This window comes from Neisseria subflava (genome assembly GCF_003044935.1).
Classification (GTDB): domain Bacteria; phylum Pseudomonadota; class Gammaproteobacteria; order Burkholderiales; family Neisseriaceae; genus Neisseria; species Neisseria subflava_E.
This window is the reverse complement of the sequence record NZ_POXP01000001.1, coordinates 1,119,611-1,143,671: the sequence shown is the minus strand read 5'-3', so window position 1 is coordinate 1,143,671 and position 24,061 is coordinate 1,119,611. Positions and strand designations below refer to the sequence as shown.

Annotated in this window: 26 protein-coding genes, 1 tRNA gene and 1 pseudogene; 20 read left to right on the top strand and 8 right to left on the bottom strand. The window is 47.5% G+C overall.

The features are described 5' to 3' along the window. Nucleotides 1-105 precede the first annotated feature (105 nt). Entirely contained in the window at nucleotides 106-726 is a 621-nt protein-coding gene (locus tag DBY95_RS05495) for a hypothetical protein (RefSeq protein WP_107723639.1), read from the top strand. A 75-nt stretch (nucleotides 727-801) separates the two neighbouring features. Here the strand turns inward: DBY95_RS05495 and fdx are convergent, their stop codons facing one another. The 3 genes from fdx to hscA all read right to left on the bottom strand — a co-directional run bounded on the left by fdx (nucleotide 802) and on the right by hscA (nucleotide 3,537). Further along, nucleotides 802-1,143 carry an ISC system 2Fe-2S type ferredoxin gene (gene fdx / locus DBY95_RS05490; protein ID WP_003686005.1) on the bottom strand — a complete coding sequence of 114 codons (342 nt, stop codon included), beginning with the start codon at nucleotides 1,141-1,143 and terminating at the stop codon, nucleotides 802-804. Between the two features lie 92 nt (nucleotides 1,144-1,235). After that, complete coding sequence (locus DBY95_RS05485) at nucleotides 1,236-1,598, bottom strand: TIGR02328 family protein (RefSeq protein WP_107723638.1); 363 nt, start codon at nucleotides 1,596-1,598, stop codon at nucleotides 1,236-1,238. Nucleotides 1,599-1,677: 79 nt separating this feature from the next. Next, a complete protein-coding gene (hscA, locus tag DBY95_RS05480; RefSeq protein WP_107723637.1) occupies nucleotides 1,678-3,537 on the bottom strand; it encodes a Fe-S protein assembly chaperone HscA in 1,860 nt (619 codons plus the stop codon). 245 nt (nucleotides 3,538-3,782) lie between these two features. Between hscA and rpsF the strand changes: the two genes are divergently transcribed. The 5 genes from rpsF (at nucleotide 3,783) to mltB (ending at nucleotide 6,447) form a co-directional block, all read left to right on the top strand. Further along, nucleotides 3,783-4,154, top strand: coding sequence for a 30S ribosomal protein S6 (rpsF, locus tag DBY95_RS05475; RefSeq protein ID WP_107723636.1), 372 nt, complete (start codon nucleotides 3,783-3,785; stop codon nucleotides 4,152-4,154). Continuing rightward, nucleotides 4,151-4,453 carry a primosomal replication protein N gene (priB, locus tag DBY95_RS05470; RefSeq protein ID WP_191620669.1) on the top strand — a complete coding sequence of 101 codons (303 nt, stop codon included), beginning with the start codon at nucleotides 4,151-4,153 and terminating at the stop codon, nucleotides 4,451-4,453. The genes rpsF and priB overlap by 4 nt, the downstream gene beginning before the upstream one ends. 6 nt (nucleotides 4,454-4,459) lie before the next feature. Next, nucleotides 4,460-4,690: a 30S ribosomal protein S18 gene (rpsR, locus tag DBY95_RS05465; RefSeq protein ID WP_003678863.1), complete on the top strand. Its 231-nt coding sequence runs from the start codon at nucleotides 4,460-4,462 to the stop codon at nucleotides 4,688-4,690. Nucleotides 4,691-4,706: 16 nt separating this feature from the next. Continuing rightward, nucleotides 4,707-5,159, top strand: coding sequence for a 50S ribosomal protein L9 (gene rplI / locus DBY95_RS05460; RefSeq protein ID WP_003678862.1), 453 nt, complete (start codon nucleotides 4,707-4,709; stop codon nucleotides 5,157-5,159). A 208-nt stretch (nucleotides 5,160-5,367) separates the two neighbouring features. Beyond that, nucleotides 5,368-6,447 carry a lytic murein transglycosylase B gene (gene mltB / locus DBY95_RS05455; RefSeq protein ID WP_070825675.1) on the top strand — a complete coding sequence of 360 codons (1,080 nt, stop codon included), beginning with the start codon at nucleotides 5,368-5,370 and terminating at the stop codon, nucleotides 6,445-6,447. Between the two features lie 58 nt (nucleotides 6,448-6,505). Here the strand turns inward: mltB and DBY95_RS05450 are convergent, their stop codons facing one another. Continuing rightward, complete coding sequence (locus tag DBY95_RS05450) at nucleotides 6,506-7,219, bottom strand: aldose epimerase (RefSeq protein ID WP_107723635.1); 714 nt, start codon at nucleotides 7,217-7,219, stop codon at nucleotides 6,506-6,508. A 198-nt stretch (nucleotides 7,220-7,417) separates the two neighbouring features. Between DBY95_RS05450 and dnaX the strand changes: the two genes are divergently transcribed. Both dnaX and DBY95_RS05440 read left to right on the top strand, forming a co-directional pair. Then, nucleotides 7,418-9,421, top strand: coding sequence for a DNA polymerase III subunit gamma/tau (gene dnaX / locus DBY95_RS05445; protein WP_107723634.1), 2,004 nt, complete (start codon nucleotides 7,418-7,420; stop codon nucleotides 9,419-9,421). A 90-nt stretch (nucleotides 9,422-9,511) separates the two neighbouring features. Further along, nucleotides 9,512-9,847: a YbaB/EbfC family nucleoid-associated protein gene (locus DBY95_RS05440; protein WP_003678854.1), complete on the top strand. Its 336-nt coding sequence runs from the start codon at nucleotides 9,512-9,514 to the stop codon at nucleotides 9,845-9,847. A 253-nt stretch (nucleotides 9,848-10,100) separates the two neighbouring features. On the opposite strand, the pseudogene DBY95_RS10605 reads toward DBY95_RS05440, so the two are convergent. Then, nucleotides 10,101-10,163: pseudogene (locus tag DBY95_RS10605) on the bottom strand (transposase); the annotation flags it as partial. Between the two features lie 25 nt (nucleotides 10,164-10,188). On the opposite strand from DBY95_RS10605, the gene DBY95_RS05435 reads away from it, so the two are divergent. Next, nucleotides 10,189-10,755: a hypothetical protein gene (locus DBY95_RS05435; protein ID WP_107723633.1), complete on the top strand. Its 567-nt coding sequence runs from the start codon at nucleotides 10,189-10,191 to the stop codon at nucleotides 10,753-10,755. Between the two features lie 261 nt (nucleotides 10,756-11,016). Here the strand turns inward: DBY95_RS05435 and DBY95_RS05430 are convergent. Together DBY95_RS05430 and DBY95_RS05425 are read right to left on the bottom strand one after the other, a co-directional pair. Continuing rightward, nucleotides 11,017-11,092 (bottom strand) — tRNA-Asn (locus DBY95_RS05430). 139 nt (nucleotides 11,093-11,231) lie between these two features. Beyond that, on the bottom strand, nucleotides 11,232-11,723 hold the full coding sequence (locus DBY95_RS05425; protein ID WP_107723632.1) for a NemA protein: 492 nt from the start codon (nucleotides 11,721-11,723) through the stop codon (nucleotides 11,232-11,234). Nucleotides 11,724-11,903: 180 nt separating this feature from the next. Between DBY95_RS05425 and dapF the strand changes: the two genes are divergently transcribed. The 4 genes from dapF (at nucleotide 11,904) to DBY95_RS05405 (ending at nucleotide 15,048) form a co-directional block, all read left to right on the top strand. Beyond that, entirely contained in the window at nucleotides 11,904-12,755 is an 852-nt protein-coding gene (gene dapF, locus DBY95_RS05420; RefSeq protein WP_107723631.1) for a diaminopimelate epimerase, read from the top strand. Beyond that, entirely contained in the window at nucleotides 12,752-13,354 is a 603-nt protein-coding gene (locus tag DBY95_RS05415; protein WP_107723630.1) for a hypothetical protein, read from the top strand. Before dapF ends, DBY95_RS05415 begins: the two co-directional genes overlap by 4 nt. Before the next feature lie 106 nt (nucleotides 13,355-13,460). Beyond that, nucleotides 13,461-14,393, top strand: a complete 933-nt coding sequence (cysK, locus tag DBY95_RS05410; RefSeq protein WP_107723629.1) for a cysteine synthase A — start codon at nucleotides 13,461-13,463, stop codon at nucleotides 14,391-14,393. A 154-nt stretch (nucleotides 14,394-14,547) separates the two neighbouring features. Beyond that, on the top strand, nucleotides 14,548-15,048 hold the full coding sequence (locus DBY95_RS05405; RefSeq protein WP_371440888.1) for a membrane lipoprotein lipid attachment site-containing protein: 501 nt from the start codon (nucleotides 14,548-14,550) through the stop codon (nucleotides 15,046-15,048). An 83-nt stretch (nucleotides 15,049-15,131) separates the two neighbouring features. Here the strand turns inward: DBY95_RS05405 and DBY95_RS05400 are convergent, their stop codons facing one another. Continuing rightward, on the bottom strand, nucleotides 15,132-15,515 hold the full coding sequence (locus tag DBY95_RS05400) for a YkvA family protein (protein WP_049329785.1): 384 nt from the start codon (nucleotides 15,513-15,515) through the stop codon (nucleotides 15,132-15,134). 461 nt (nucleotides 15,516-15,976) lie between these two features. Here DBY95_RS05400 and sdhC point away from each other — a divergent pair, with 461 nt between their 5' ends. The 7 genes from sdhC to DBY95_RS05365 all read left to right on the top strand — a co-directional run bounded on the left by sdhC (nucleotide 15,977) and on the right by DBY95_RS05365 (nucleotide 23,979). Then, on the top strand, nucleotides 15,977-16,354 hold the full coding sequence (gene sdhC, locus DBY95_RS05395) for a succinate dehydrogenase, cytochrome b556 subunit (protein ID WP_049336763.1): 378 nt from the start codon (nucleotides 15,977-15,979) through the stop codon (nucleotides 16,352-16,354). Then, the gene (gene sdhD, locus DBY95_RS05390) at nucleotides 16,348-16,689 is read left to right on the top strand and encodes a succinate dehydrogenase, hydrophobic membrane anchor protein (RefSeq protein ID WP_003678837.1); all 342 of its coding nucleotides are present in this window, start codon (nucleotides 16,348-16,350) and stop codon (nucleotides 16,687-16,689) included. The genes sdhC and sdhD overlap by 7 nt, the downstream gene beginning before the upstream one ends. Before the next feature lie 2 nt (nucleotides 16,690-16,691). After that, nucleotides 16,692-18,455, top strand: coding sequence for a succinate dehydrogenase flavoprotein subunit (gene sdhA / locus DBY95_RS05385; protein ID WP_004519265.1), 1,764 nt, complete (start codon nucleotides 16,692-16,694; stop codon nucleotides 18,453-18,455). 119 nt (nucleotides 18,456-18,574) lie between these two features. Continuing rightward, nucleotides 18,575-19,282: a succinate dehydrogenase iron-sulfur subunit gene (locus DBY95_RS05380; protein ID WP_003678833.1), complete on the top strand. Its 708-nt coding sequence runs from the start codon at nucleotides 18,575-18,577 to the stop codon at nucleotides 19,280-19,282. A 3-nt stretch (nucleotides 19,283-19,285) separates the two neighbouring features. After that, complete coding sequence (locus DBY95_RS05375; protein ID WP_003678830.1) at nucleotides 19,286-19,534, top strand: succinate dehydrogenase assembly factor 2; 249 nt, start codon at nucleotides 19,286-19,288, stop codon at nucleotides 19,532-19,534. A gap of 123 nt (nucleotides 19,535-19,657) precedes the next feature. Further along, nucleotides 19,658-20,941, top strand: a complete 1,284-nt coding sequence (gene gltA, locus DBY95_RS05370; protein ID WP_107723628.1) for a citrate synthase — start codon at nucleotides 19,658-19,660, stop codon at nucleotides 20,939-20,941. A 209-nt stretch (nucleotides 20,942-21,150) separates the two neighbouring features. Next, nucleotides 21,151-23,979, top strand: a complete 2,829-nt coding sequence (locus DBY95_RS05365; RefSeq protein WP_107723627.1) for a 2-oxoglutarate dehydrogenase E1 component — start codon at nucleotides 21,151-21,153, stop codon at nucleotides 23,977-23,979. The last annotated feature ends 82 nt before the right edge of the window (nucleotides 23,980-24,061 follow it).

The window sequence follows — 24,061 nt, the reverse complement described above, 5'->3', positions numbered from 1 at the left end:
TTTGAATGATTTGGTTTTCATACAAAATTTACACTTTGTTATGCAACCAAATTTTTTGGAATGGCTCTTAAGAAAATCCATCGCTTAAAAATAAAAGGAAAAAAGATGAATAACGCACTCAACGCCAAGCTGTCCAAACTGATTTACGCGCTCGCTTCCGATGATCCGGAGTATCTGTCCAAAGCAGGCGCATTTGACCGTTTGCTGCTGTTGGTTCGCGAACTTTATCGGATGCTGGACGAAACAGAAGGTTTGAAGCAGCTGGTGTTCCGTCTGTATTACGGCAAGCACTATGGCTTGATTAAACTGGATGCTGCTTCACCCAATGACGATGCAGGTGCATTGAGGTTGAAACGTTGGATGGTTTATTCGCGCATCGCCGAGCGTATCGAAAAATGCGGAAAGCATTTGTCGGTCGTGCTTGAAGATGCAGTGTTGGAAAATGGCGCGGACAAATCTCATTATATAGATGAAGCCAATGCCATTATCGAGCGTTTCGGTTTGGTAAGAGATGAGGCTGCACTTTCGGCCATTGAGGCGGAGGAAGTGTTGAAGGCAGAGGCTGAGCTGCCGACCGTAAACAAATCTCAGAATGCTGCTCCCCGTTATAATGGCAATATGCATCGAATCAGAATGCAAGAAAAAATTGAAAATTACTCCGCTACGCAGAAAGTGACCTCTATGCAGATTTCACGTATGCGTTTTATTTTCCCTCATATCAAATAGTTTGCTGCATAACCAAAAGGCCGTCTGAAAACCATGAATTTATGGTTTCAGACGGCCTTTTCATTAAACCTTGTTTTAATGGTCTTCACGCGCGTGGTTGATCGTATATTTAGGAATTTCTACGACCAAATCTTCATCGGCAACGACTGCCTGACAGCTCAAGCGTGAATCGGCTTCCAAGCCCCATGCTTGGTCGAGCAGGTCTTCTTCCAATTCGGTTGGTTCTTCCAGGCTGTCAAAACCTTTGCGGATAATCACGTGGCAGGTTGTGCAGGCACAGGATTTTTCACAGGCGTGATCGACTTCGATATCGTGGTCGAGCAGCACGTCAAGGACGGTTTGACCTTCCGGTGCGTCTTCGATAACCGCGCCTTCGGGGCATAATGTCGCGTGTGGGAGTACGGTAATTTTTGGCATTTTTATTGTCTCGGTTGTTTAAGAGTGGTTGTGGTTAAAGTGGTTTCAGACGGCCTTGGATATTCAATATTCAGGCTGTCTGGAAAATGGGTTTATAACATGATGCCTTTACTTCTTAAATTTTCCAAACACTCGTCCAGATAAGCATCATCATGTTCGGCATAAATCGGCGAAGTAGCTGTTTCAGCTGCGTGCGAATGGTATGGGGCAACGGCTTTACCGCGATATAGCGGGTCTTTCCATAAAGCATCGGGTTTGTAACCGCGCTTTTTCATCTCTTCCATAATCAACGCGTGATATAGATAGAGTTTGTAGGGCGAATGGGTAAAAACGTAATTAACCGTCGCATGCGGCCTGCCCCAGCCCGCTCCGCGTAAAGCGGCGCATTCGCGGTGTTGCCCCAAAAGCTGGGCACGGGGGAGTAGGGGGATAAGGGTTTGGTGCCAGAGTCGCATAAAAGAAATCGTTTCAGTTTTTGGATATTTAGATAAACGACCTTTGTATCTTCCGAGGCCGTCTGAAACTGTTTAGGCATCAAATATTATCAACGCTTTGCCCTGTTAACGCGCGTTGGATGTTACGGTTCATGCGCTTGGCGGCGAAGTTGTCGGTACTGTGGCTGAGTTTGGCAACGGCGGCACGGATGTCTTCGGCTTTGCCGTCTTTCAGACGGCCTTGCAAGTTGGCGATGTCTTGTTGAATTTGTTGCAATTCTTCGGCTTCCAACAAATCGCTATCCAACTCAAGGGCGGCGTTGACGGCATCGGTCAGGCTTTCTGCTTCGACCACGGCTTCGGCGCGTGCGCGTGCGGCCATGTCTTCGGCAGCGTTGCTCATGCTGTCTTTGAGCATTTGGGTGATGGTGCTGTCGTCCAAACCGTAGGAAGGTTTGACTTCGATTTGCGCCTGTACGCCGGTGCTTTGTTCTTGTGCGGAAACGGACAGCAATCCGTCGGCATCAACTTGGAAGGTCACGCGGATACGCGCTGCACCTGCGGTCATGGGCGGAATGCCGCGCAGAGTAAATTTGGCAAGGCTGCGGCAGTCGGAAACGAGTTCGCGCTCGCCTTGTACGACGTGTATCGTCATGGCGGTTTGACCGTCTTTGAAAGTGGTGAAGTCCTGCGCGCGTGCGGTAGGAATGGTGGAGTTGCGCGGGATGATTTTTTCGGCAAGACCGCCGTAGGTTTCCAAACCAAGCGACAAAGGTGTAACGTCCAGCAGCAGCCATTCGCCGTCGGTTTTGTTACCGGCAAGGACATTTGCCTGTATGGCGGCGCCGAGCGCGACGACTTCGTCAGGGTTGAGGTTATTCAGTGGGGTTTGACCAAAGAATGTGGCAACTGCTTGTTGAACGTGCAACATGCGGGTAGAGCCACCAACCATAATCACGCCCTTGACATCTGCCTTGGTCACGCCGGCATCTTTCAAAGCCTGTTTGACGGGTTCGATGGTTTTTTGTACCAGATTTTGGGTCAGGTTGTGAAACTCTTGGCGGGTAATGACGGTATGAACTTTATGGCCGTCTGAAAGTGTGGTTTCAATGACGGCTTCGGTTTGAGTGGTCAGTTTTTCTTTGGCGCTACGGACAAGGGAAAGCAGAAGCTGGCTGTCTTGTTCGTTGAGTTTGGAAAGGTTGTTTTGTTCGAGCAGGTGGCAGAACAAACGATGGTCGAAGTCGTCGCCGCCCAATGCGCTGTTGCCGCCGGTAGCTTTAACCTCAAACAGACCTTTGGTCAGTTGCAATACGGATACGTCGAATGTGCCACCGCCTAAGTCGTAAACGACAAACGTGCCTTCTGAGGCGTTGTCCAGTCCGTAGGCGATTGCGGCGGCAGTCGGCTCGTTGAGGAGGCGCAAGACATTCAAGCCTGCCAAGCGCGCGGCATCTTTGGTAGCTTGACGTTGGGCATCGTCAAAATAAGCGGGTACAGTAATGACGGCACCGACCAAATCGCCGCCCAATGTTTCTTCAGCACGAGATTTGAGGGCTTTGAGGATTTCTGCAGATACTTCGATAGGCGTTTTTGCACCTTGACGGGTGTTTAACTCGACCACGCGCTCATTGGGTGTAAATCGATAGGGCAGGTATTGCGCCTCTTGTGCGAGGTCGGTAAGGGTACGGCCGATCAGGCGTTTGGCGGAGCTGACTGTATTTAGCGGATCGGTTTTTTGGGCAGAAAGGGCGTTTTTGCCGACTTCAACTCCGCCATCCAAATAACGGACAACTGAAGGTAGGGTGGTGCGGCCGTCTGAATCGGGCAGGCAGACTGCGCTGCCGCTGCGTACGGTGGCTACCAAGCTGTTGGTTGTGCCTAAATCAATGCCTACGGCGAGGCGGTGTTGATGGGGGGCGGCGGACATGCCGGGTTCGGAAATCTGCAAAAGAGCCATGATTGTGTGCCTTCTGATGCTGTATTTATTAGGATGGGGCAGATTTTAGCAGATTTTTGGCAGATAGTTGAGTAGTTTGCTAGGAAATAACCATAAGGCCTAATGTTGTTTTTTGATTGAAAAGAAAGTGGATTTTGAATCCGGACTTGTATTTTTTAAGAAATGCGGATAAAATTCAGCCTCTTTGCCTTGCCTTTTACTTCGCATGGTGAAAGGCTGTTTTTAATCATCCATAAGGAGATAACATGCGTCATTACGAGATCGTGTTTATCGTTCATCCTGATCAAAGCGAGCAAGTGCCTGCTATGGTTGAGCGTTACAAAACCATGATTACTGAAGCCAACGGTAAAATCCACCGTTTGGAAGACTGGGGCCGTCGTCAATTGGCTTACCCAATCAACAAAATCCACAAAGCACACTATGTTTTGATGAATATCGAAACTACTCCTGAAGTGGTTGAAGAGCTGGAAACTGCTTTCCGCTTCAATGATGCCGTACTGCGTCACCTGACCATCAAAACAAAACACGCTGTAACTGAAGCTTCCCCAATGCTGGGAGGCGAAAAAGCAAAAAACTTGCTGAACGGTGCAGCTGAAGAAGTTGCAGCAGTCGAATAAGATTGAACAATCTGATTAAGCTTACCGCCCGTATTTTACAGGTTCAGCCTTTGAGATATACGCCGGCAGGAATTCCTGTTTTAGATGTTGTGTTGCAACATGAATCTTGGCAGGAAGAAAACGGACAGAAATGTCTGGTCAAATTTGAAATTCCTGCGCGGATTTTAGGTAAGCAGGCTGAGGAATGGCAGTATCGGCAAGATGCCATCATCGAGTCGGAAGGTTTTTTGGCGCAACGCAGCCAACGCTTCCCCAAGCCGGTACTACGCATACAGAACATTAAAGAATATAAAGGTTAAACGACAATGGCTCGTCAATCATTCAAACGTAGAAAATTCTGCCGCTTTACGGCTGAAAAAATCCAAGAAGTTGATTACAAACAAGTTGATTTGTTGAAAGACTTCATCTCTGAAAACGGCAAAATCATCCCTGCCCGCATTACTGGTACTAAAGCACACTACCAACGTCAGTTGGCTACTGCTGTGAAACGTGCCCGTTTCCTGGCTCTGTTGCCTTACACCGATCAACACAAATAATTTTGGAGTTTAAATCATGCAAATTATTCTGTTAGAAAAAATCGGCGGTCTGGGTAACTTGGGTGACATCGTTACCGTTAAAAACGGTTACGCACGCAACTTCCTGATCCCTGCTGGTAAAGCAAAACGTGCAACCGAAGCCAACATGAAAGAATTCGAAGCACGTCGTGCTGAATTGGAAGCCAAACAAGCTGAAATCTTGGCTGATGCTAAAGCACGTCAAGAAAAACTGGAAGGCCAAACCATTACTGTTGCTCAAAAAGCCGGTGTTGATGGTCGTCTGTTCGGTTCTGTTACCAATGCTGATATCGCTGAAGCGATTGTTGCTGCCGGTATCCAAGCTGCTAAAGCAAACGTACGTCTGCCTAACGGTCCTTTGAAAGCTGTTGGCGAATACGAAGTTGAAGTGGCTCTGCACACTGACGCTGTTGCTAAAATTACCGTTGCTGTTGTTGCAGCCGCTGAGTAATTGATTCATTCAAGGCCGTCTGAAAATCAAGGGTTTCCTTGGATTTCAGACGGCCTTGTTTATGTGTTTGAGCCGAAGCAAATCGGTGCCGAGTTGTTTATATTTTTGGCTGATTAAAAAGTATGGCGGTTGGCATAGAGAGATGATGTATTGTCCGAATATTCATTCGTGTTCGGGTTTGTCGTATTATTTAGTAAAGAGATTATTTATGAATAAAATTAAAATTTTTGGGATAGGTCTGACTGCTTTGGCTTTAGCTTCATGCGGCACTCCGCAAAAGCCTGCTGTTGATACGGCAAAACCTGTCGAGCCTGTTTCCTCTGCAAAACGACCTGTATTTGATGCTGCGGCTGAATCTGTTGCCAGTAGCGGTTTTAATGAAAACGTCAATGTTCAGCAGTTTATCCAATATGAAGTGAAAAACCGTCGTTTCAGTGCGGAAGAATTGCGTAATTTCTTTAATGGCGTGGTGTATAAAGGCAATATTATTACCATTATGTACCGCCCAAGCACTTCGCGTCCGTGGTATGAATTCCGCACCGGTAACTCCGGTGCAGCCAAATTTAACGGCGGCAGACAATTCTATGCGGCAAACCGTGCCGTAATCGATGATGTGGCGCGCAAATACGGCGTACCTGCCGAATTGATTGTGGCGATTCTCGGTATTGAAACCAATTACGGCAAAAATACGGGCAGCTTCCGCGTTGCCGATGCCTTGAGTACATTGGCCTTTGATTATCCCCGCCGTGCCGAATTTTTCCAAAACGAATTGAGCGAACTTTTGCTGATGGCAAAAGAAGAAAAAGAAAATATCTTTGACTTTAAAGGCAGCTATGCCGGCGCGATGGGCATGCCGCAATTTATGCCTTCAAGCTACCGTAAATGGGCGGTGGACTATGATGGTGACGGGCATCGTGATATTTGGAATAATGTTGGCGATGTGGCGGCTTCTGTCGCCAATTATATGAAACAGCATGGCTGGCAGACCGGCGGTAAGATGGTTGTGCCGGTAAGTCTGACGATTACTCCGCACTTGCAGGCGATTATCGATGAGAAAACTGCTTTGACACGTACTGTTGCGGATTTCAAAGCTTTGGGTGTCGTGCCTCAAGCTGCTGTTGCGGATAATGAAAAGGCTGTATTGTATGCTTTGGAAACCAGCCCGGGCGTATTTGAATACTATTTGGGCCTGAATAACTTCTACACAGTATGGCAATACAACCACAGCCGCATGTATGTAACAGCGGTACGCGATATTGCGAATGCAATCAATAACAATGGCCTGTAAGCCATAAGAAAACCACCCTTTGGGGTGGTTTTTAAATATCGAGGATTTGTAAAGGGGGTTAAGCTATCAGTCTGATTTTCATGGCGTAACGTTTTTTGCTGTGTCCTGAAACAAACTGTCCTCCTCGGGCAGGGGATAAAAACGCATTGCCTTCTGCGGTTGGCTCTGCACAAGTATATTGACCGTTTCGATCGCTCCAAAGGGCATACACAGGCAGATTGTGGGTACGGATATCCAGTTTCAAGCCGTCAAATGCAACGTGTGCATCCTGGTCGGAGGAAACAAATTCGGTATGGGAGATATAGTCGGCATCGTATGGGGCGCCGTTGAAATCAAATTGTGTGCCGGCGGCGGTAAAGTAGGGGTGGAATCCTGGGGACGTGCGGACGGGTGATTCGCCGTAATTGCAGACAGTTAGGATGGCGATGGCTTCATTTTCGTTAGGCAGACTGTAATCAAGCAACCATTCGACGTGTTCATAGCCTTTTTCTGTGCTGATTAATTTTAAGCCGATATCCGATTCATTTTGATGGCGGATTTCCCAGTCTGAAGTTCTGCCGAAACCATGTTGGGCCAGATGATTTTTGCTGTCCGGTCCGAATTGGGGTAAGCAAACGTGCATGCCACCGCGTAATTTTGTGTCATTGGCGACTTGGACGCTGGTTTTCGGAAATAAGACTTCCCGTCCTTTCAGAATCAGAGAATCAATATATCCGCCCATTGTATTAACTTTCATAGTGGCTGATTGGTTGCGTAGTATGATTTCAGACATAATGATTTAAGCTTTAAATTGTTTATCATTTATGTAGCATTCTAACATTGAGATGACATGCTGTCGCTGTGGGCTTGATAGAAAATCCTTAATAAAAATCAAAAAAATGCTAGAATATATGCCATTTTCTGAGGCCGTCTGAAAAGCGGATAATTCTTTTCAGACGGCCTTCCGATTTATTTCCCGTAGAGAAACAACATGGCTTATCAAGTTCTTGCACGAAAATGGCGTCCGAAAACCTTTGCCGATTTGGTCGGTCAGGAACACGTCGTCAAAGCTCTGCGCAACGCGCTCGACGAAGGCCGTCTGCACCATGCCTATCTGCTGACAGGGACGCGCGGTGTGGGCAAGACCACGATTGCCAGGATTTTGGCCAAGAGCTTGAACTGTGAAAATGCCGTGCATGGTGAGCCGTGCGGTCAGTGTGAAAGCTGTACGCAAATCGACAGCGGCCGTTATGTGGATTTATTGGAAATTGACGCGGCATCTAATACCGGTATCGACAATATCCGCGAAGTATTGGAAAACGCGCAATACGCGCCGACTGCGGGTAAATACAAAGTCTATATCATCGACGAAGTGCATATGCTTTCCAAAAGCGCGTTCAATGCCATGCTGAAGACTTTGGAAGAGCCGCCTGAGCACGTTAAATTTATTTTGGCGACCACCGATCCGCACAAAGTCCCCATTACCGTATTGAGCCGCTGTCTGCAGTTTGTGTTGCGCAACATGACAACCCAGCAGGTTGCCGAGCATTTGGCATATGTCTTGGATCGTGAAAACGTTCCTTATCAGCCGCAGGCTTTGCAACTTTTGGGACGTGCCGCCGCCGGTTCGATGCGCGATGCGTTGAGCCTTTTGGATCAGGCGATTGCCATGGGTTCGGGTAAAGTTGCCGAACAAGATGTCTGCCAGATGATCGGAGCAGTCGATAAACAATACTTGTTTGAATTGCTTGAAGGAATCATCAATCAAAACGGTGAGGCCTTGCTGGAAAAAGCTCAGGAAATGTCCGCCAGAGCGATTGGTTTTGACAGCGCATTGGCAGAATTGGCCATGCTGTTGCAACGTTTGGCTTTGATTCAAACCATTCCTTCCGCCTTGGCGAATGACGACCCTGAACGTGAAACTTTGCTGCGATTAAGTCAGGCTTTGAGTGGCGAGCAGATTCAGCTTTATTATCAATGTGCTATTCATGGTAAACAGGATTTGCCGCTGGCTCCGGACGAGTATGCCGGTTTTGTCATGACGCTTTTGCGCATGCTTGCATTTGCGCCGTTGGCCGCTTCGGGTTGCGATACGCAAAGTCAGATTGAACACACGGATTTGCATTCCGACCATCAGAAAGCTGAGGCCGAAAAAAAGCCTTTTCAGCTGCCGAAATCTGAGCCGATAGCAGCACCGGCGGTTGAGAAAGGGGCTGTTCCGAGCAAACAGGATATCGTTGAAAGGCCGTCTGAAGAAACCGTTCAGCCTATTCAGCAACAAGAGGCGGATGTACCGCCTTGGGAAGACATGCCGAGCCTAGTGTCGGCTGAGCCGCCTCAAACTCAAACGGTACAGATACAAGAAGCAGCGGAGCCATTGCCTGTTGCAAAAGTTCAGACGGCCCCTGAACCGGAAGCATATCCGCATATGGATGAGGAAATTCCGCCCCCGTTTTTTGATGAAGCATATACATATGAAGATTCACACCGTTCTGATGTGATGGAAGTACCTCAGCCGGTTGCGTCTGCTGAGCCTGAAGAAGAGGAAGGAGATGAAGAAGAGCTTCAATTCGCTCCTTTGCCTGAGTTTAAAACAGAGAATTGGCACAGCATTATCGAACGCTTCGCCCGTAAATTAGGCGCGGCGCAGATGTTGGCGCAAAATGCGGCATGGACGAGTTATGATGCGGAAGCAGGTTTAATCATGCTGTCGTTGACGGATGAAGCCAAAGCCACTGCCAATAAAGAGCGCTTGGACAAAATCTGCCAGACGTTGAGCGAGGCCTACCATCTTGGCAATTTAAGGCTGCAAACCGAGCCTTGGCAGGATGATAAAGGCTGGGAAACGCCGGTGATGCGCCGCAACCGTATTCAAGAAGAAGGGCGGCAGCAGGCGCAAGATTTGCTGGAAGCGGATACAACGGCGCAGACAATCTTGCAAACCTTTGAAGCGCAATGGCTGCCGGATTCTTTAGAGTTGGCAGGGCATTCTTAAAATACTGACATACAAGGCCGTCTGACAGGCAATAGCGTTTTTCAGACGGCATGAGTGAAACCCATTTATTCAAACCCATAGGAGTAAAACATGTTCGGAAAAGCCGGATTAGGCGGCCTGATGAAGCAGGCTCAACAAATGCAGGAAAACATGAAAAAGGCACAGGCCAAGCTGGCTGAAACCGAAGTTGAAGGTGAAGCAGGCAATGGTTTAGTGAAAGTTGTGATGACGTGTTCGCACGTTGTTCGCAAACTTGAAATCAGCCCTGATTTAATTCAAGAAGCCGCTGACGACAAAGAAATGCTGGAAGATTTGGTATTGGCCGCCATCAATGCCGCTTCTGAAAAAGCCGAGGAAACAACCAACAAAACCATGGGTGCATTTACCCAAGGCCTGCCGGCAGGCATGGGCGATTTCTTCCGCTAACCCCCGCTGCAAAGCAAACAAAGGCCGTCTGAAACGCCAAAAATCAGTTTCAGACGGCCTTCGTACTATCTGTTTTGCAGATTAAAATCAACATATCTACGGTCATTCCGCCGAAGGTATATTGAGTGTTTATTGCATTCAAACCCACTCAATCAATATTATAGTGGATTAACTTTAAACCAGTACGGCGTTGCCTCGCCTTAGCTCAAAGAGAACGATTCTCTAAGGTGCTGAAGCACCAAGTGAATCGGTTCCGTACTATCTGTACTGTCTGCGGCTTCGTCGCCTTGTCCTGATTTAAATTTAATCCACTATAAAAACCAACCGACACACCAAACAAAATGAAACCGTCCCTTCCCATCCGCTCACTTCTTCTAAGCTGTATGCTCGCCGCAGCAAGCGCAAACAGCTTTGCCGCCGAAACCATCCTTACTTCTCCGGACAAGCAGTTCAGCATTAAAAAAGTCTGCAACCACAAAACCCAAGAATGCTCTTTCTTTGCAGGCAAAAAAGCCATCGAAAAAAATCTTCCCAAAGACAGGACAAGCCATAAATGGCTTGGCAATACCTTTGCATTAAGAACCAGCTTCGGGTCGTATGATTCCTACACCACCTTCGCCGACCGTACCCACAAGCCCCATACGCTTTCCTCCGTCATCGCCACCGACAGCAAAACACAATGCGCCGTGACCGCAGATAATAAAGGCGTGTCTTTCTACTCGCTGTTCCATGAAAAACCGGTCAAATTCATTGCTGCAAACGACAAAAAATTCGGCTTCCCCCAAGATGTTGCCACGCTGGAATCCGCCGTCGAGGCAGAGTTCAAAGGCAAGAAAGTCCACATGACGTATATAAACAAAGCCGAACGCAATGTCTCGGTCGTTTTAGATAATCCGTGTGTGAAATGATGTGCCAAATTTGATGGACAAGGCCGTCTGAAAAGATGCCGTTCATTCAAAAAACGAAACAGCCCGAAACCTGACTGAAAAAAGGTTTCGGGCTGTTTGCACTTGTTCGCCAGACGAAGCGGGTAGGGCGTAAGGTTGCCAGTTTGGCGGATAGAGACCTTGGCAAAGGTCTCATGAGGATTCATGGGCTTTCTTTGGGAAAGAACAATCGTTCCTTATTGATGTAAAAAAGCCTGAACAGCAGTTCAGGCTTTTGAAATTTGGCTCCCCGACCTGGGCTCGAACCAGGGACCTGCGGATTAACAGTCCGTCGCTCTACCGACTGAGCTATCGGGGAATGGGGCGTATTATAATGGCTGGAAAAAATGTGTCAATCAGTATTTTCAAGAAAATGGTGCAAAATATTTCAAATGTTTGAATGTTAAAAATATTTTGTAATCAAGTTTCACATGCTTCCCAGCCGTTTCAGACGGCCTTTAGTATTTGGCGGTAACCAATTTGCCGTTTTGGAATACTTGCTGCTGCATCACTGTACCGTTGTAGGCGTAAGTGGTCAGCGAGCCGTTGCTTGGCGTGGCGCGGAACTGCATCAGTTGGTTGCGGCTGAGGACGTAGGGGTCCGTGCGTTTTTGGCTGTTGTCGCTGTAAAAGTCTTGGACAACGTATTCGTTGTTGCGTTTGCTGATCAGTTGGCGATGGAAGCCGCCTTTGACTGCGCTGTTGCTGGGTGTGCCGTGTGCATCGAAATAGGTCACGATTTGTTCTTCTGAGATACGGATGCCGTCTGAATCCGTGCCTTTGGTGGTTTTGGTTTTATCCAAGCCGACAGGGATGTTGATGGATGTACCCAAGCCGACATGGCGGCCGATGCTGGTGCCGACGCCTAAACCGACGGAAACACCTGGCGTGCCGACTGTACATGCGCTGAGTGAAGCGGCCAAAAGGGCAGGTAAGAGAACTTTTTTCATAATGTGTATCCTTGTAATAAGAAATGTTTGTAATGTGAGAAGTATAGTATTTTTGCGGGGTGGCTGGTGTTAGTATTGGTAAAAGGGCGCAATGCCGTCTGAAGAACAAGATAGAAACGAATATATCATTCTGGTGTAGAATGTGCCGAAATAATGATTTAATAAGAATGTGAATGAATAATGAAAACTTTGAAATTTACGAAGATGCACGGCTTGGGCAATGATTTTATGGTGGTCAATGCCATCGAGCAGGACTTTGATCCGTTGGCTGCGCCGCTTACCCAATGGGCAGACCGCTATCGCGGCGTGGGTTTTGATCAGTTTTTGGTAGTGGAGAAGCCTTCTTCTGATGCGGTCGATTTTCGGTACCGCATTTTCAATGCCGATGGTCAGGAAGTAGAGCAGTGTGGCAATGGAGCGCGTTGTTTTGCGCGTTTTGTCGCGGATAAGGGTTTGACGGATAAAACGGAAATTTTAGTCGAAACGGCCAAAGGGATTATTGTGCCGAAGCTGTTGGATAACGGTTTGGTTACCGTCAACATGGGTAAACCGCGTTTCATGCCGTCTGAAATTCCGTTTGTGCCTGCGCATGGTGAAACGGAAGATGCGTTGACACATATTGTCTTAGTCGGTTTGGAGTCTGTACCGGTAAGCTGCGTGAATATGGGTAATCCGCATGCGGTGATTTTGGTTGATAATGTTGAAACCGCACCGGTGGAGCATTGGGGCGGCGCTATTGAATCGCACGGGCAGTTTCCTGAACGGGTCAATGTCGGCTTTTTGCAGGTTGAAGATGAATTGTCAGTCCGCCTGCGCGTGTTTGAACGCGGGGTGGGGGAAACTCAGGCTTGCGGCACTGGAGCGTGTGCGGCAGTGGTGGCAGGCGTGCGCAATGGCTTGCTGAAAGCGGGTGCGCCTGTGCGTGTTACTCTGCCTGGCGGCGAATTGTTTATCAGTTGGGAAGAAGGTGGCGATGTGCAAATGACCGGCCCTGCTGAAACCGTTTTTGAAGGCGAGTTGCAGTATTCATGATGGTTTCTTTGGATTTTTGGTTTGCCGTCGCGTATGCTGCGGTATCGTTGGCATTTATTTTTCGCGCACAGCGGTTTCAATGGCTTTGGGCTACGGTGTTGTTGTGGCTGGGGGTTTCGGCATTGGGTGCACGCTTGTTGCCCGGAATGTGGGGCTTTACGCATACAGGCCCTTTGTTCATCCCTCATTTTTATCTGACAATCGCCAGTATTTTCTTCTTTATCGATGACTGTAGTAAAACGGAAGACAAAAAGTTTTGGTCGGCAGGCGAATATGCCGGTTTAACCTTATTTGCGGTTTCCAATGTCGTCATGACTTTGGCTTTTGTTTTCTTGGCAGGCGTGGTTTATTTCATCTTGCCGCTGGCTGGCGCGGTTTTTGCATGGGCGGCCTTACTGAAAATTTATGCTTTGAAACCCATTTATTGGTTTGCATTGCAGGGCGTCCTGATGCTGGTGTTTTATCTGCACCGTGTGGTTGTTTGCAAGCAGTCTGCCTCTCTTTTCAGTATGCGGCAGATGTGGGCAGGTTGGATGGTTGCCGTCGTGATGCAGGCTGTAGTTGCCGTTACATTGATTTTTGAGCGCAGTGGATATTGACCGCGCTTGAACCAAAAGTTATAAAGAAAGAAATTTTCGATATTGGTTTTTCAGACGGCCTGAGTTTAATATGCAGGCTGTATTACATCTAAATCAGGAGCAGGAAATGAAAATTGCAAATAATATTACCGAGCTGATCGGCAACACACCTCTGGTGAAACTGAACCGCCTGACCGAAGGTTTAAAAGCGCAAATCGCCGTTAAACTTGAATTTTTCAATCCGGGCAGCAGCGTGAAAGACCGTATTGCCGAATCTATGATTGAAGCGGCCGAGCAAGCCGGTAAAATCAATAAAGATACCGTTATCGTCGAGGCAACCAGTGGCAATACCGGTATCGGTTTGGCCATGGTGTGTGCGGCCCGCGGTTATAAATTGGCGATTACTATGCCTGAAAGCATGAGTAAAGAACGCAAAATGCTGCTGCGTGCATTCGGTGCAGAGCTAATTTTGACACCTGCTGCCGAAGGTATGGCGGGCGCTATTGCTAAAGCCCAGTCTTTGGTGGACGAACATCCAGATACTTACTTTATGCCGCGCCAATTTGATAACGAGGCTAATCCTGAAGTTCACCGCAAAACCACTGCCGAAGAAATTTGGCGCGATACAGACGGTAAAGTAGATATTTTCGTGGCCGGTGTAGGTACAGGCGGTACGATTACCGGTGTGGGCGAAGTATTGAAAAAATACAAACCCGAAGTTCAAATCGTGGCTGTCGAGCCTGAAGCTTCCCCAGTATTGAGCGGTGGCGAGAAAGGTCCGCATCCGATTCAAGGTTTGGGTGCAGGCTTTATCCCCAGCGTTTTGAATACGACTGTTTACGACAGCATTTCCAAAGTACCTAACGAGGCAGCGTTTGAAACTGCGCGCGCTATGGCTGAAAAAGAAGGCATTTTGGTAGGTATTTCTTCAGGTGCCGCAGTATGGAGCGCATTGCAACTGGCTAAAAAACCTGAAAACGAAGGTAAGTTGATCGTTGTCTTGTTGCCATCATATGGCGAACGCTATCTTTCTACGCCTCTGTTTGCCGATTTGGCATAATATAGGATTGTTGTTAAAAGGCCGTTTTCAGACGGCCTTTTTTGCGTATGGGCTTGAGATATCGTATGAAATCTGTTGTAATTCAGTTAATGAGCTTTGAATACCATTATTCAAAAGTTGGTTTCTTCAACGAATCATGCTTATAATGCGCATTATGAAAAAATACATTCTTCCTATCTTTGCTGTGGCGGCACTTGCCGGTTGTGAATCGATTTATGTTCCAACATTGAAAGAAGTGCCAGTTCGACCAACCAACGTTAAGAAACCTAAGGCTGATTCACAAGTTTCAGCTACCGGTTATCATTTAGCTCCTTCGCATTGGGCAGATGTTTCCAAGATTCATGATGAAGCACGTCGCTTGAGTACCCAAGTGAGCCAAGGTAGTCTGACCAAAGTTCAGGCTGCACAATATTTGAACCGCTTCCGTATCCAACAAGTGGGACGCAACTCTGTCGATGACAGTATGTACGAAGTTTATCTGCGTTCTGCCGTTGACAGCCAACGTGGTGAAATTACTACCGAGCAATCCAAACAGTACATCCAAGGTGCTTTGCGCGGTTGGCAACAGCGTTGGAAAAACATGGATACCAAACCAAGCAATCCTGCGTTTACCAACTTCCTGATGGAAGTTATGGGTATGCAGCCTTTGAAATAAAAAGTCATAAACTGAGAAGGCCGTCTGAATATTCAGACGGCCTTCTTTTTGTATTTATATATGTGTAGTCGGACTTTATCCAATTAAGAACCAAACAGCTTGTCAGCCGCTTGACGGGCTTTTTCTTGAATATCTTCGGTCAGATAGTTTTTCATCTGAGAATAAACCAGCGCAATGACGGCAATGTCATCGCTGAAGCCAAATGGAATCAGAAGGTCGGGAATGCTGTCAATAGGACTGAGGAAGTAAACCAGTGCGCCGACAATAATCATTTTTGCACGTTTGGGTGTATGTTCGGATTCCCAGAGATAATAAAGCGCATAAAGCTGGCGGACGACAGGTTTACCCAAGCGACCGGCAAAGCGTCCGAGTTTTTTCATGAAGCCGGATGTGTCTAAGTTTCGACGGCGGAAGGAGGGGATGTAGTCTTCCGGATCGGGTGTGTTTTGATGAGGGGAGTGTGTCATGATGCAGCTTCCTTATAAGGTATGGAAACATGGTTGGTGTTACGTCGTATTTTAGTCTATTTGGGGCGGATGAAATGTCTTTGAATGTATAACTATGTAAGAGTAGTGATGATAATGCAATGGTAATAAGTTAAGAATGGCTTATGCCTTTGTAAAGATTAGGTATCAAGAGTGAGAATTTATCTCACAATAGATACAATTCTCAAACAATAATGATGTTATCGTAAGTGCTTTGATGGGGAGATGGCTTAATTGCAGGAAAGTAACAAAAAAGGCTAGCCACACAAAAAAAAATCTAAGAATGATTGTTTGATTTTATTAGTCTTTTGGTAAAAATCATTAGAGCATTCATAAATTGCACTGTTCAAAATGAGATAAAACAGGTAAATTATGGTTTATGTAGCTTATTGTAGTGCTGAGCTATAGGTTTTGAGCTGATAATAAATCTAGAGGAACTGACCATGTCCGCCAAATCACGCCCGGTATTTTTGGAAATTCCGAATATCCGATTGCCCATACCGGGGATTGTATCTATTCTTCACCGTATCAGCGGCGTCGGCTTGTTTGTGATGCTGCCTGTTCTCTTGTATTTCTTCTCCGGAACGCTGGATCGCGAAGCGTCGTTTGAAGCATATCGTACTGCTATTTCCAATCCGTTTGTGAAGCTGATCCTTATCGGTCTGTTGTGGGCATATCTGCACCACTTTTTCGCCGGTATCCGCTTTCTGTTTTTGGATGTACACAAAGGCTTGGAATTAAATACTGCCCGTACTACTGCTAAAGTTGTATTTGCTTCTGCTTTGATTCTGACCGTCGTTTTGGGAGCTTTGTTATGGTAGAACGTAAATTGACAGGTGCGCATTACGGTTTGCGCGATTGGGCAATGCAACGTGCAACTGCGGTCATCATGTTGGTGTACACCGTGGTTCTTTTGGTTGTTTTGTTTACGTTGCCTAAAGAGTATTCGGCATGGCAGGCATTTTTTGATCAAACTTGGGTGAAAGTATTTACCCAAGTGAGCTTCTTGGCCGTATTCCTGCATGCATGGGTAGGTATCCGCGATTTGTGGATGGACTACATTAAGCCTTTCGGCCTGCGTTTGTTTTTACAAGTTGCCACCATCGTTTGGTTGGTAGGCTGCTTGGTGTATTCAGTTAAAGTAATTTGGGGGTAAATATGGGTTTTCCTGTTCGCAAGTTTGATGCCGTGATTGTTGGCGGTGGTGGTGCAGGTTTACGCGCAGCCCTCCAATTGTCTAAATCCGGCCTGAATTGTGCTGTTTTGTCTAAAGTGTTCCCAACCCGTTCTCATACTGTAGCGGCTCAAGGCGGTATTTCTGCTTCATTGGGTAATGTGCAGGAAGACCGTTGGGATTGGCATATGTACGATACCGTGAAAGGTTCCGACTGGTTGGGCGACCAAGATGCGATTGAGTTTATGTGTCGCGCTGCGCCTGAAGCCGTAATTGAGTTGGAACACATGGGTATGCCTTTTGACCGTGTGGAAAGTGGCAAAATCTACCAACGTCCTTTCGGTGGTCATACTGCCGAACACGGTAAACGTGCGGTAGAACGTGCATGTGCGGTTGCCGACCGTACCGGTCATGCGATGTTGCATACTTTGTACCAACAAAACGTCCGTGCCAATACACAATTCTTTGTGGAATGGACGGCGCAAGATTTGATTCGTGATGAAAACGGCGACGTAGTCGGTGTAACCGCTATGGAAATGGAAACCGGCGAAGTTTATATTTTCCACGCTAAAGCTGTGATGTTTGCTACCGGTGGTGGCGGTCGTATTTATGCTTCTTCTACCAATGCTTATATGAATACCGGTGATGGTTTGGGTATTTGTGCCCGTGCAGGTATTCCGTTGGAAGACATGGAATTCTGGCAATTCCACCCGACCGGTGTAGCCGGTGCCGGTGTATTGATTACTGAGGGTGTGCGCGGTGAGGGCGGTATTCTGCTGAATGCCGATGGCGAACGCTTTATGGAACGTTACGCTCCGACTGTAAAAGACTTGGCTTCCCGTGACGTGGTTTCCCGTGCGATGGCAATGGAAATCTACGAAGGACGCGGCTGTGGTAAAAACAAAGACCACGTATTGCTGAAAATCGACCATATCGGCGCAGAAAAAATTATGGAAAAACTGCCGGGCATCCGCGAGATTTCCATTCAGTTTGCTGGTATTGACCCGATTAAAGACCCGATTCCTGTTGTGCCGACTACCCACTACATGATGGGCGGTATTCCGACCAACTACCACGGCGAAGTTGTTGTTCCGCAAGGTGAAGATTACGAAGTGCCTGTAAAAGGCCTGTATGCAGCAGGTGAGTGCGCTTGTGCTTCCGTACACGGTGCGAACCGCTTGGGTACCAACTCCCTGTTGGACTTGGTGGTATTCGGTAAAGCTGCCGGCGACAGTATGATTAAATTCATCAAAGAGCAAAGCGACTGGAAACCTCTGCCTGCTAATGCCGGTGAATTGACCCGCCAACGTATCGAGCGTTTGGACAACCAAACCGATGGTGAAAACGTTGATGCATTGCGTCGCGAACTGCAACGCTCCGTACAACTGCATGCCGGTGTGTTCCGTACCGATGAGATTCTGAGCAAAGGCGTTCGAGAAATCATGGAGATTGCCGAGCGCGTGAAACGTACTGAAATCAAAGACAAGAGCAAAGTATGGAATACCGCGCGTATCGAAGCTTTGGAATTGGATAATCTGATTGAAGTAGCGAAAGCGACTTTGGTGTCTGCCGAAGCACGTAAAGAATCGCGTGGCGCACACGCTTCAGACGACCATCCTGAGCGCGATGACGAAAACTGGATGAAACATACCCTGTATCATTCAGATACCAATACTTTGTCTTACAAACCGGTACATACCAAGCCTTTGAGCGTGGAATACATCAAACCGGCTAAACGCGTTTATTGATGAGTTTTCAGACGGCCTTTACCTTAAAGGCCGTCTGAAACCTAACCATACCCACATTGAACTGCTTGAATTCATAATACAAAATCATTGAGCAGTTTATGAGAAAAGGAACACTTCTCATGGAAAAAATGAGTTTTGAAATTTACCGTTACAACCCGGACGTTGATGCCAAACCTTATATGCAACGTTACGAGTTGGAATTGGAACCAACCGACGTTAAGCTTTTGGACGCTTTAGTGCGCCTGAAAGCACAAGACGATACATTGTCTTTCCGCCGTTCTTGCCGCGAAGGTATTTGCGGTTCTGACGGTATGAACATCAACGGTAAAAACGGCTTGGCATGTCTGACCGATCTGCGCAGCCTGAAACAGCCGGTTAAAATCCGCCCTCTGCCAGGTCTGCCTGTTATCCGCGACCTGATTGTGGATATGACCCAGTTCTTCAAACAATATCACTCAATCAAACCTTACGTTGTCAACGACAACCCTATCGATGCGGACAAAGAGCGTCTGCAAACTCAGGAAGAGCGTAAAGAGTTGGACGGTTTGTACGAGTGTATTTTGTGCGCCTGCTGTTCGACTGCCTGCCCGTCATTCTGGTGGAATCCTGATAAATTCGTTGGTCCGTCTGGCTTGCTGAATGCTTACCGTTTCATTGCGGATAGCCGTGATACCATCACTAATGAGCGTTTGGATAATCTGAACGACCCATACCGTTTGTTCCGTTGCCACACCATTATGAACTGCGTAGACGTATGTCCTAAACACTTGAATCCGACCCGAGCCATCGGTAAGATTAAAGAGATTATGTTGAAACGAGCCGTTTAAGAAATGATGGTTTTTGACGATATTGCCAAACGGAAAATCCGTTTTCAAACCCGCCGGGGATTGTTGGAATTAGACTTAATCTTCGGTAGGTTTATGGAAAAAGAATTCGAGCACCTGAGTGATCAGGAGTTGTCCGAATTTTCCGAAATCCTCGAATTTCAAGACCAAGAGTTGCTTGCCTTGATTAACGGACATTCGGCAACGGACAAGAAACACCTGATTCCCATGCTTGAAAAAATCAGACAGGCATGATGTGTTATAGAGCTTGTTTGCGATGCCAATCCGAACAAGCTTTTTCCATACTGAGGCCGTCTGAAAAAAGGACCGTGCCGCTTGGGCGGCAACGAAAGCCCCAACTTACAAAGGAGTTTAAGAATGTCTAAATCAGTCAAGCTCACCACCCCAAATCAAGAGACCTTGGAACTGCCAGTATTGGAAGCAAGTATCGGCCATGATGTGGTTGACATCCGTGCGTTGACAAAAAATACAGGTCTGTTTTCATTCGACCCAGGATTCGTGTCCACTGCAAGTTGCGAATCCAAAATCACTTATATTGACGGCGATAAAGGTCTGTTGTATTACCGTGGTTATCCTATCGAGCAGTTGGCCGAAAAATCCGATTACTTGGAAGTTTGCTATCTGTTGATTTACGGCGAATTGCCTACGCCCGAACAGAAAAAAGAATTTGATGCTACAGTCAGCCACCATACTATGGTGCATGAACAGTTGACTTGGTTCTTCCGCGGTTTCCGTCGCGATGCGCACCCGATGGCGATGATGGTGGGTGTGGTTGGCGCTTTGTCTGCTTTCTATCAAGACAGCTTGGATATTACCAATCCTGAACACCGCAAAATCGCGATTTACCGCTTAATCTCCAAAATTCCGACCATTGCGGCAATGTGTTACCGTTATTCCAACGGTTTGCCGTTCAATTATCCAAAAAATAACCTTTCCTATGCTGAAAACTTCTTGCACATGATGTTTGCCACACCGTGTGAAGAATACAAACCTAATCCAGTCTTGGCCCGCGCGCTCGACCGCATCTTTATTTTGCATGCTGATCACGAGCAAAACGCGTCAACTTCAACCGTGCGTTTGGCCGGTTCTTCCGGCGCGAACCCGTTTGCCTGTATCGCTGCCGGTATCGCCTGTCTGTGGGGTGCTTCACACGGCGGTGCAAACGAAGCTGTGTTGAAAATGTTGGATGAAATCGGCGATGTGTCTAATGTTGCTGCATACATGGAAGGCGTGAAACAACGCAGATACCGTCTGATGGGATTCGGTCACCGCGTATACCGCAATATGGACCCACGAGCCAACATCATGCGCGAAACCTGTTATGAAGTCTTGAAAGAATTGGGCTTGGAAGACAGTCCTAAATTCAAGCTGGCGATGGAATTGGAACAAATAGCACTGAAAGATCCATTCTTTGTTGAGCGCAAGCTGTATCCAAACGTCGATTTCTACTCCGGTATCGTCTTGTCCGCATTGGGCATTCCAACTGAAATGTTTACCGTTATCTTCGCATTGTCGCGCAGTGTAGGTTGGATTTCTCATTGGCATGAAATGATTAGCGATCCGGCACTGAAAATCGGTCGCCCACGTCAACTGTATACCGGTGCAGAACGTCGCGATTACGTTCCGGTAGATAAACGCTAATAGACAATACATTAATATATTGTTGAAAAGTCGTTTGAAAAAATCGAATTGCCGTTTTCAATGAGGTTGGTCGTAATTAATTAAGTTGATAGCAGGTAATTTGATTTGAAATAGGGTAGAATAAAGTGTCATTTCAGACGGCCTGAATTCCGTTCGGAGAACACGGGATTCTACCCTTTGTTTATATTTTAAAGAAAAGAGCTCACGCCATGATGGACGAAAAACTCAATTTCTCTTATCTGTTTGGTTCTAATGCGCCATACATCGAGGAGTTGTATGAAAAGTTTCTGGATAATCCGGAATCTGTCGATGAAAAATGGAAACAGTACTTTACCGATTTGAGTAAACAGCCGGGCGCAGTCGCTGTCGATGTTGCCCATACACCGATTCGTGAATCATTTGCCACTTTGGCTAAAAAGAAAATTGCCGCAGCCGTCGCAGGCGGTGTGGATGAGGCAATGATGAAAAAGCAAGTCAGCGTTTTGCGACTGATTTCTGCCTATCGTATCCAAGGCGTGGGTGCAGCCCAACTTGATCCGCTCAAACGTATCCCTCCTCAAAATATCGAAGCTCTCGATCCTAAATTCCACGGTCTGTCAGATGCCGATATGGCGCTTCAGTTCAATATGGGCGAGGGCGATTTTTCCGGTCAGAGCAAACTGCCTCTGTCCCAAATCATCAGCAACCTCAAACAAACCTACTGCGGCCATATTGCGGTAGAGTACATCTACATTCCAAATACCGAAGAGCGCCGCTGGGTTCGCAATTATTTTGAAAGCGTACTGTCTACGCCAAGCTACAACGTTGAACAAAAACGCCGTATCTTGAAAGAAATGACTGCTGCCGAAACTCTGGAACGCTACCTGCATACCAAATATGTCGGTCAAAAACGCTTTGGTGTAGAAGGCGGCGAAAGCGCGATTGCTGGTTTGAATTACCTGATTCAAAACGCCGGTAAAGACGGTGTGGAAGAAGTCATCATCGGTATGGCACACCGTGGCCGTCTGAATGTTTTGGTTAACATTTTGGGTAAAAAACCGGCTGATCTGTTTGCCGAATTTGAAGGCCGTGCCGAAATCAAATTGCCTAGCGGCGACGTGAAATACCACATGGGCTTCAGCTCCGACATCGCCACTCCGCACGGCCCAATGCACGTTTCTTTGGCATTTAACCCGTCACACTTGGAAATTGTTAACCCAGTAGTGGAAGGTTCTGCGCGCGCCAAACAAAAACGTTTGGGCGAAAACGGCCGCGATAAAGTTTTGCCAGTATTGATTCACGGTGACTCCGCATTTATCGGTTTGGGTGTTAACCAAGCAACATTCAACCTGTCTAAAACACGCGGTTATACCACCGGCGGTACTGTTCACATCGTGATCAATAACCAAATCGGCTTTACGACTTCCGATACCCGCGATACCCGTTCAACCGTACACTGTACCGATATCGCAAAAATGGTTTCCGCTCCGGTTATCCATGTGAATGGCGATGATCCTGAACGCGTTTGCTTTGCCATCCAAGCTGCCTTGGATTACCGCAAAAAATTCCATAAAGACATCGTGGTCGACGTTGTCTGCTACCGTAAATGGGGCCACAACGAGGGCGATGATCCGACCTTGACCCAACCGATGATGTATAAAAAAGTATCGCAACACCCGGGTGCGCGTGCTTTGTACACCGAGCAACTGATTGCCGAAGGCGTGGTAACTCAAGCTGAGGCTGACGGTTACATCCAAGCCTACCGTGATGCTTTGGACAAAGGCGAACATGTTGAACAAACAACTTTGAGCAACTTCCAACGCACACAAATCGACTGGAGTAAATACCAAGGTAAAGATTGGCGCGAAAAAATCGAAACCGGTTTGCCTGCCGCCGACATCGAGCGTCTTACCGAGAAATTTACCGCCGTACCGGAAGGCTTTGCCCTGCATCCGACTGCAAAACGTGTGATCGAAGCGCGTAAAGCCATGGCATCCGGCAAACAAGCCATCGACTGGGGTATGGCCGAAACCCTCGCATACGCAAGCCTGCTGACCAAAGGTCATGGCGTGCGTATCTCTGGTGAGGACTCCGGCCGCGGTACATTCTCACACCGTCATGCCGTTCTGCACGATCAAAAACGCGAAAAATGGGACGACGGTACTTATGTTCCTCTGCGCAACATGGGCGAAGGCTTGGGCGAGTTCCTGGTTATCGACTCTATCTTGAACGAAGAAGCCGTAATGGCGTTCGAGTACGGCTTTGCCTGCTCCGCTCCTGACAAGCTGACCATTTGGGAAGCGCAATTCGGTGACTTCGCCAACGGCGCGCAAGTGACTATTGACCAATTCCTGTCTTCAGGCGAAACCAAGTGGGGTCGCTTGTGCGGTCTGACCACCATCCTGCCGCACGGTTACGACGGTCAAGGCCCTGAGCACTCTTCTGCACGTGTAGAACGTTGGTTGCAACTGTGTTCTGAGAACAATATGCAAGTCATCATGCCGTCTGAAGCGTCGCAAATGTTCCACCTCTTGCAACGTCAAGTCTTGGGTTCATACCGCAAACCGCTGGTGATTTTCATGTCCAAACGCCTGTTGCGCTTTAAAGGTGCAATGAGCCCGCTGGAAAACTTCACCGAAGGTTCGACTTTCCGTCCGGTTATCGGCGATACCGCCGAACGCGTAAGCAACGACAGCGTGAAACGTGTGGTATTGTGTGCCGGTCAGGTTTACTATGACTTGGAAGCAGGCCGTACCGAGCGTAAACTGGAAGATGATGTCGCTATCGTCCGCGTTGAGCAGCTGTATCCGTTCCCATACGAAGAGGTTAAAGCTGAGCTGGCGAAATATCCGAACGCAAAATCTGTGGTTTGGGCACAAGAAGAGCCGAAAAACCAAGGCGCGTTCTACCAAATCCGCCACCGCATCGAAGACGTTATCAGCGAAGAGCAAAAACTGTCTTATGCCGGTCGTCCAAGCAGCGCATCACCTGCAGTGGGCTACTCAAGCAAACACATTGCTCAATTGAAACAATTGGTTGAAGACGCTTTGGCATTGTAAACCAAGTAGCATTCCGTCTGAGTCTGCTCAGGCGGAATACCCATATGCAGAATTAAAAACACACAACAGGCCGTCTGAAAGG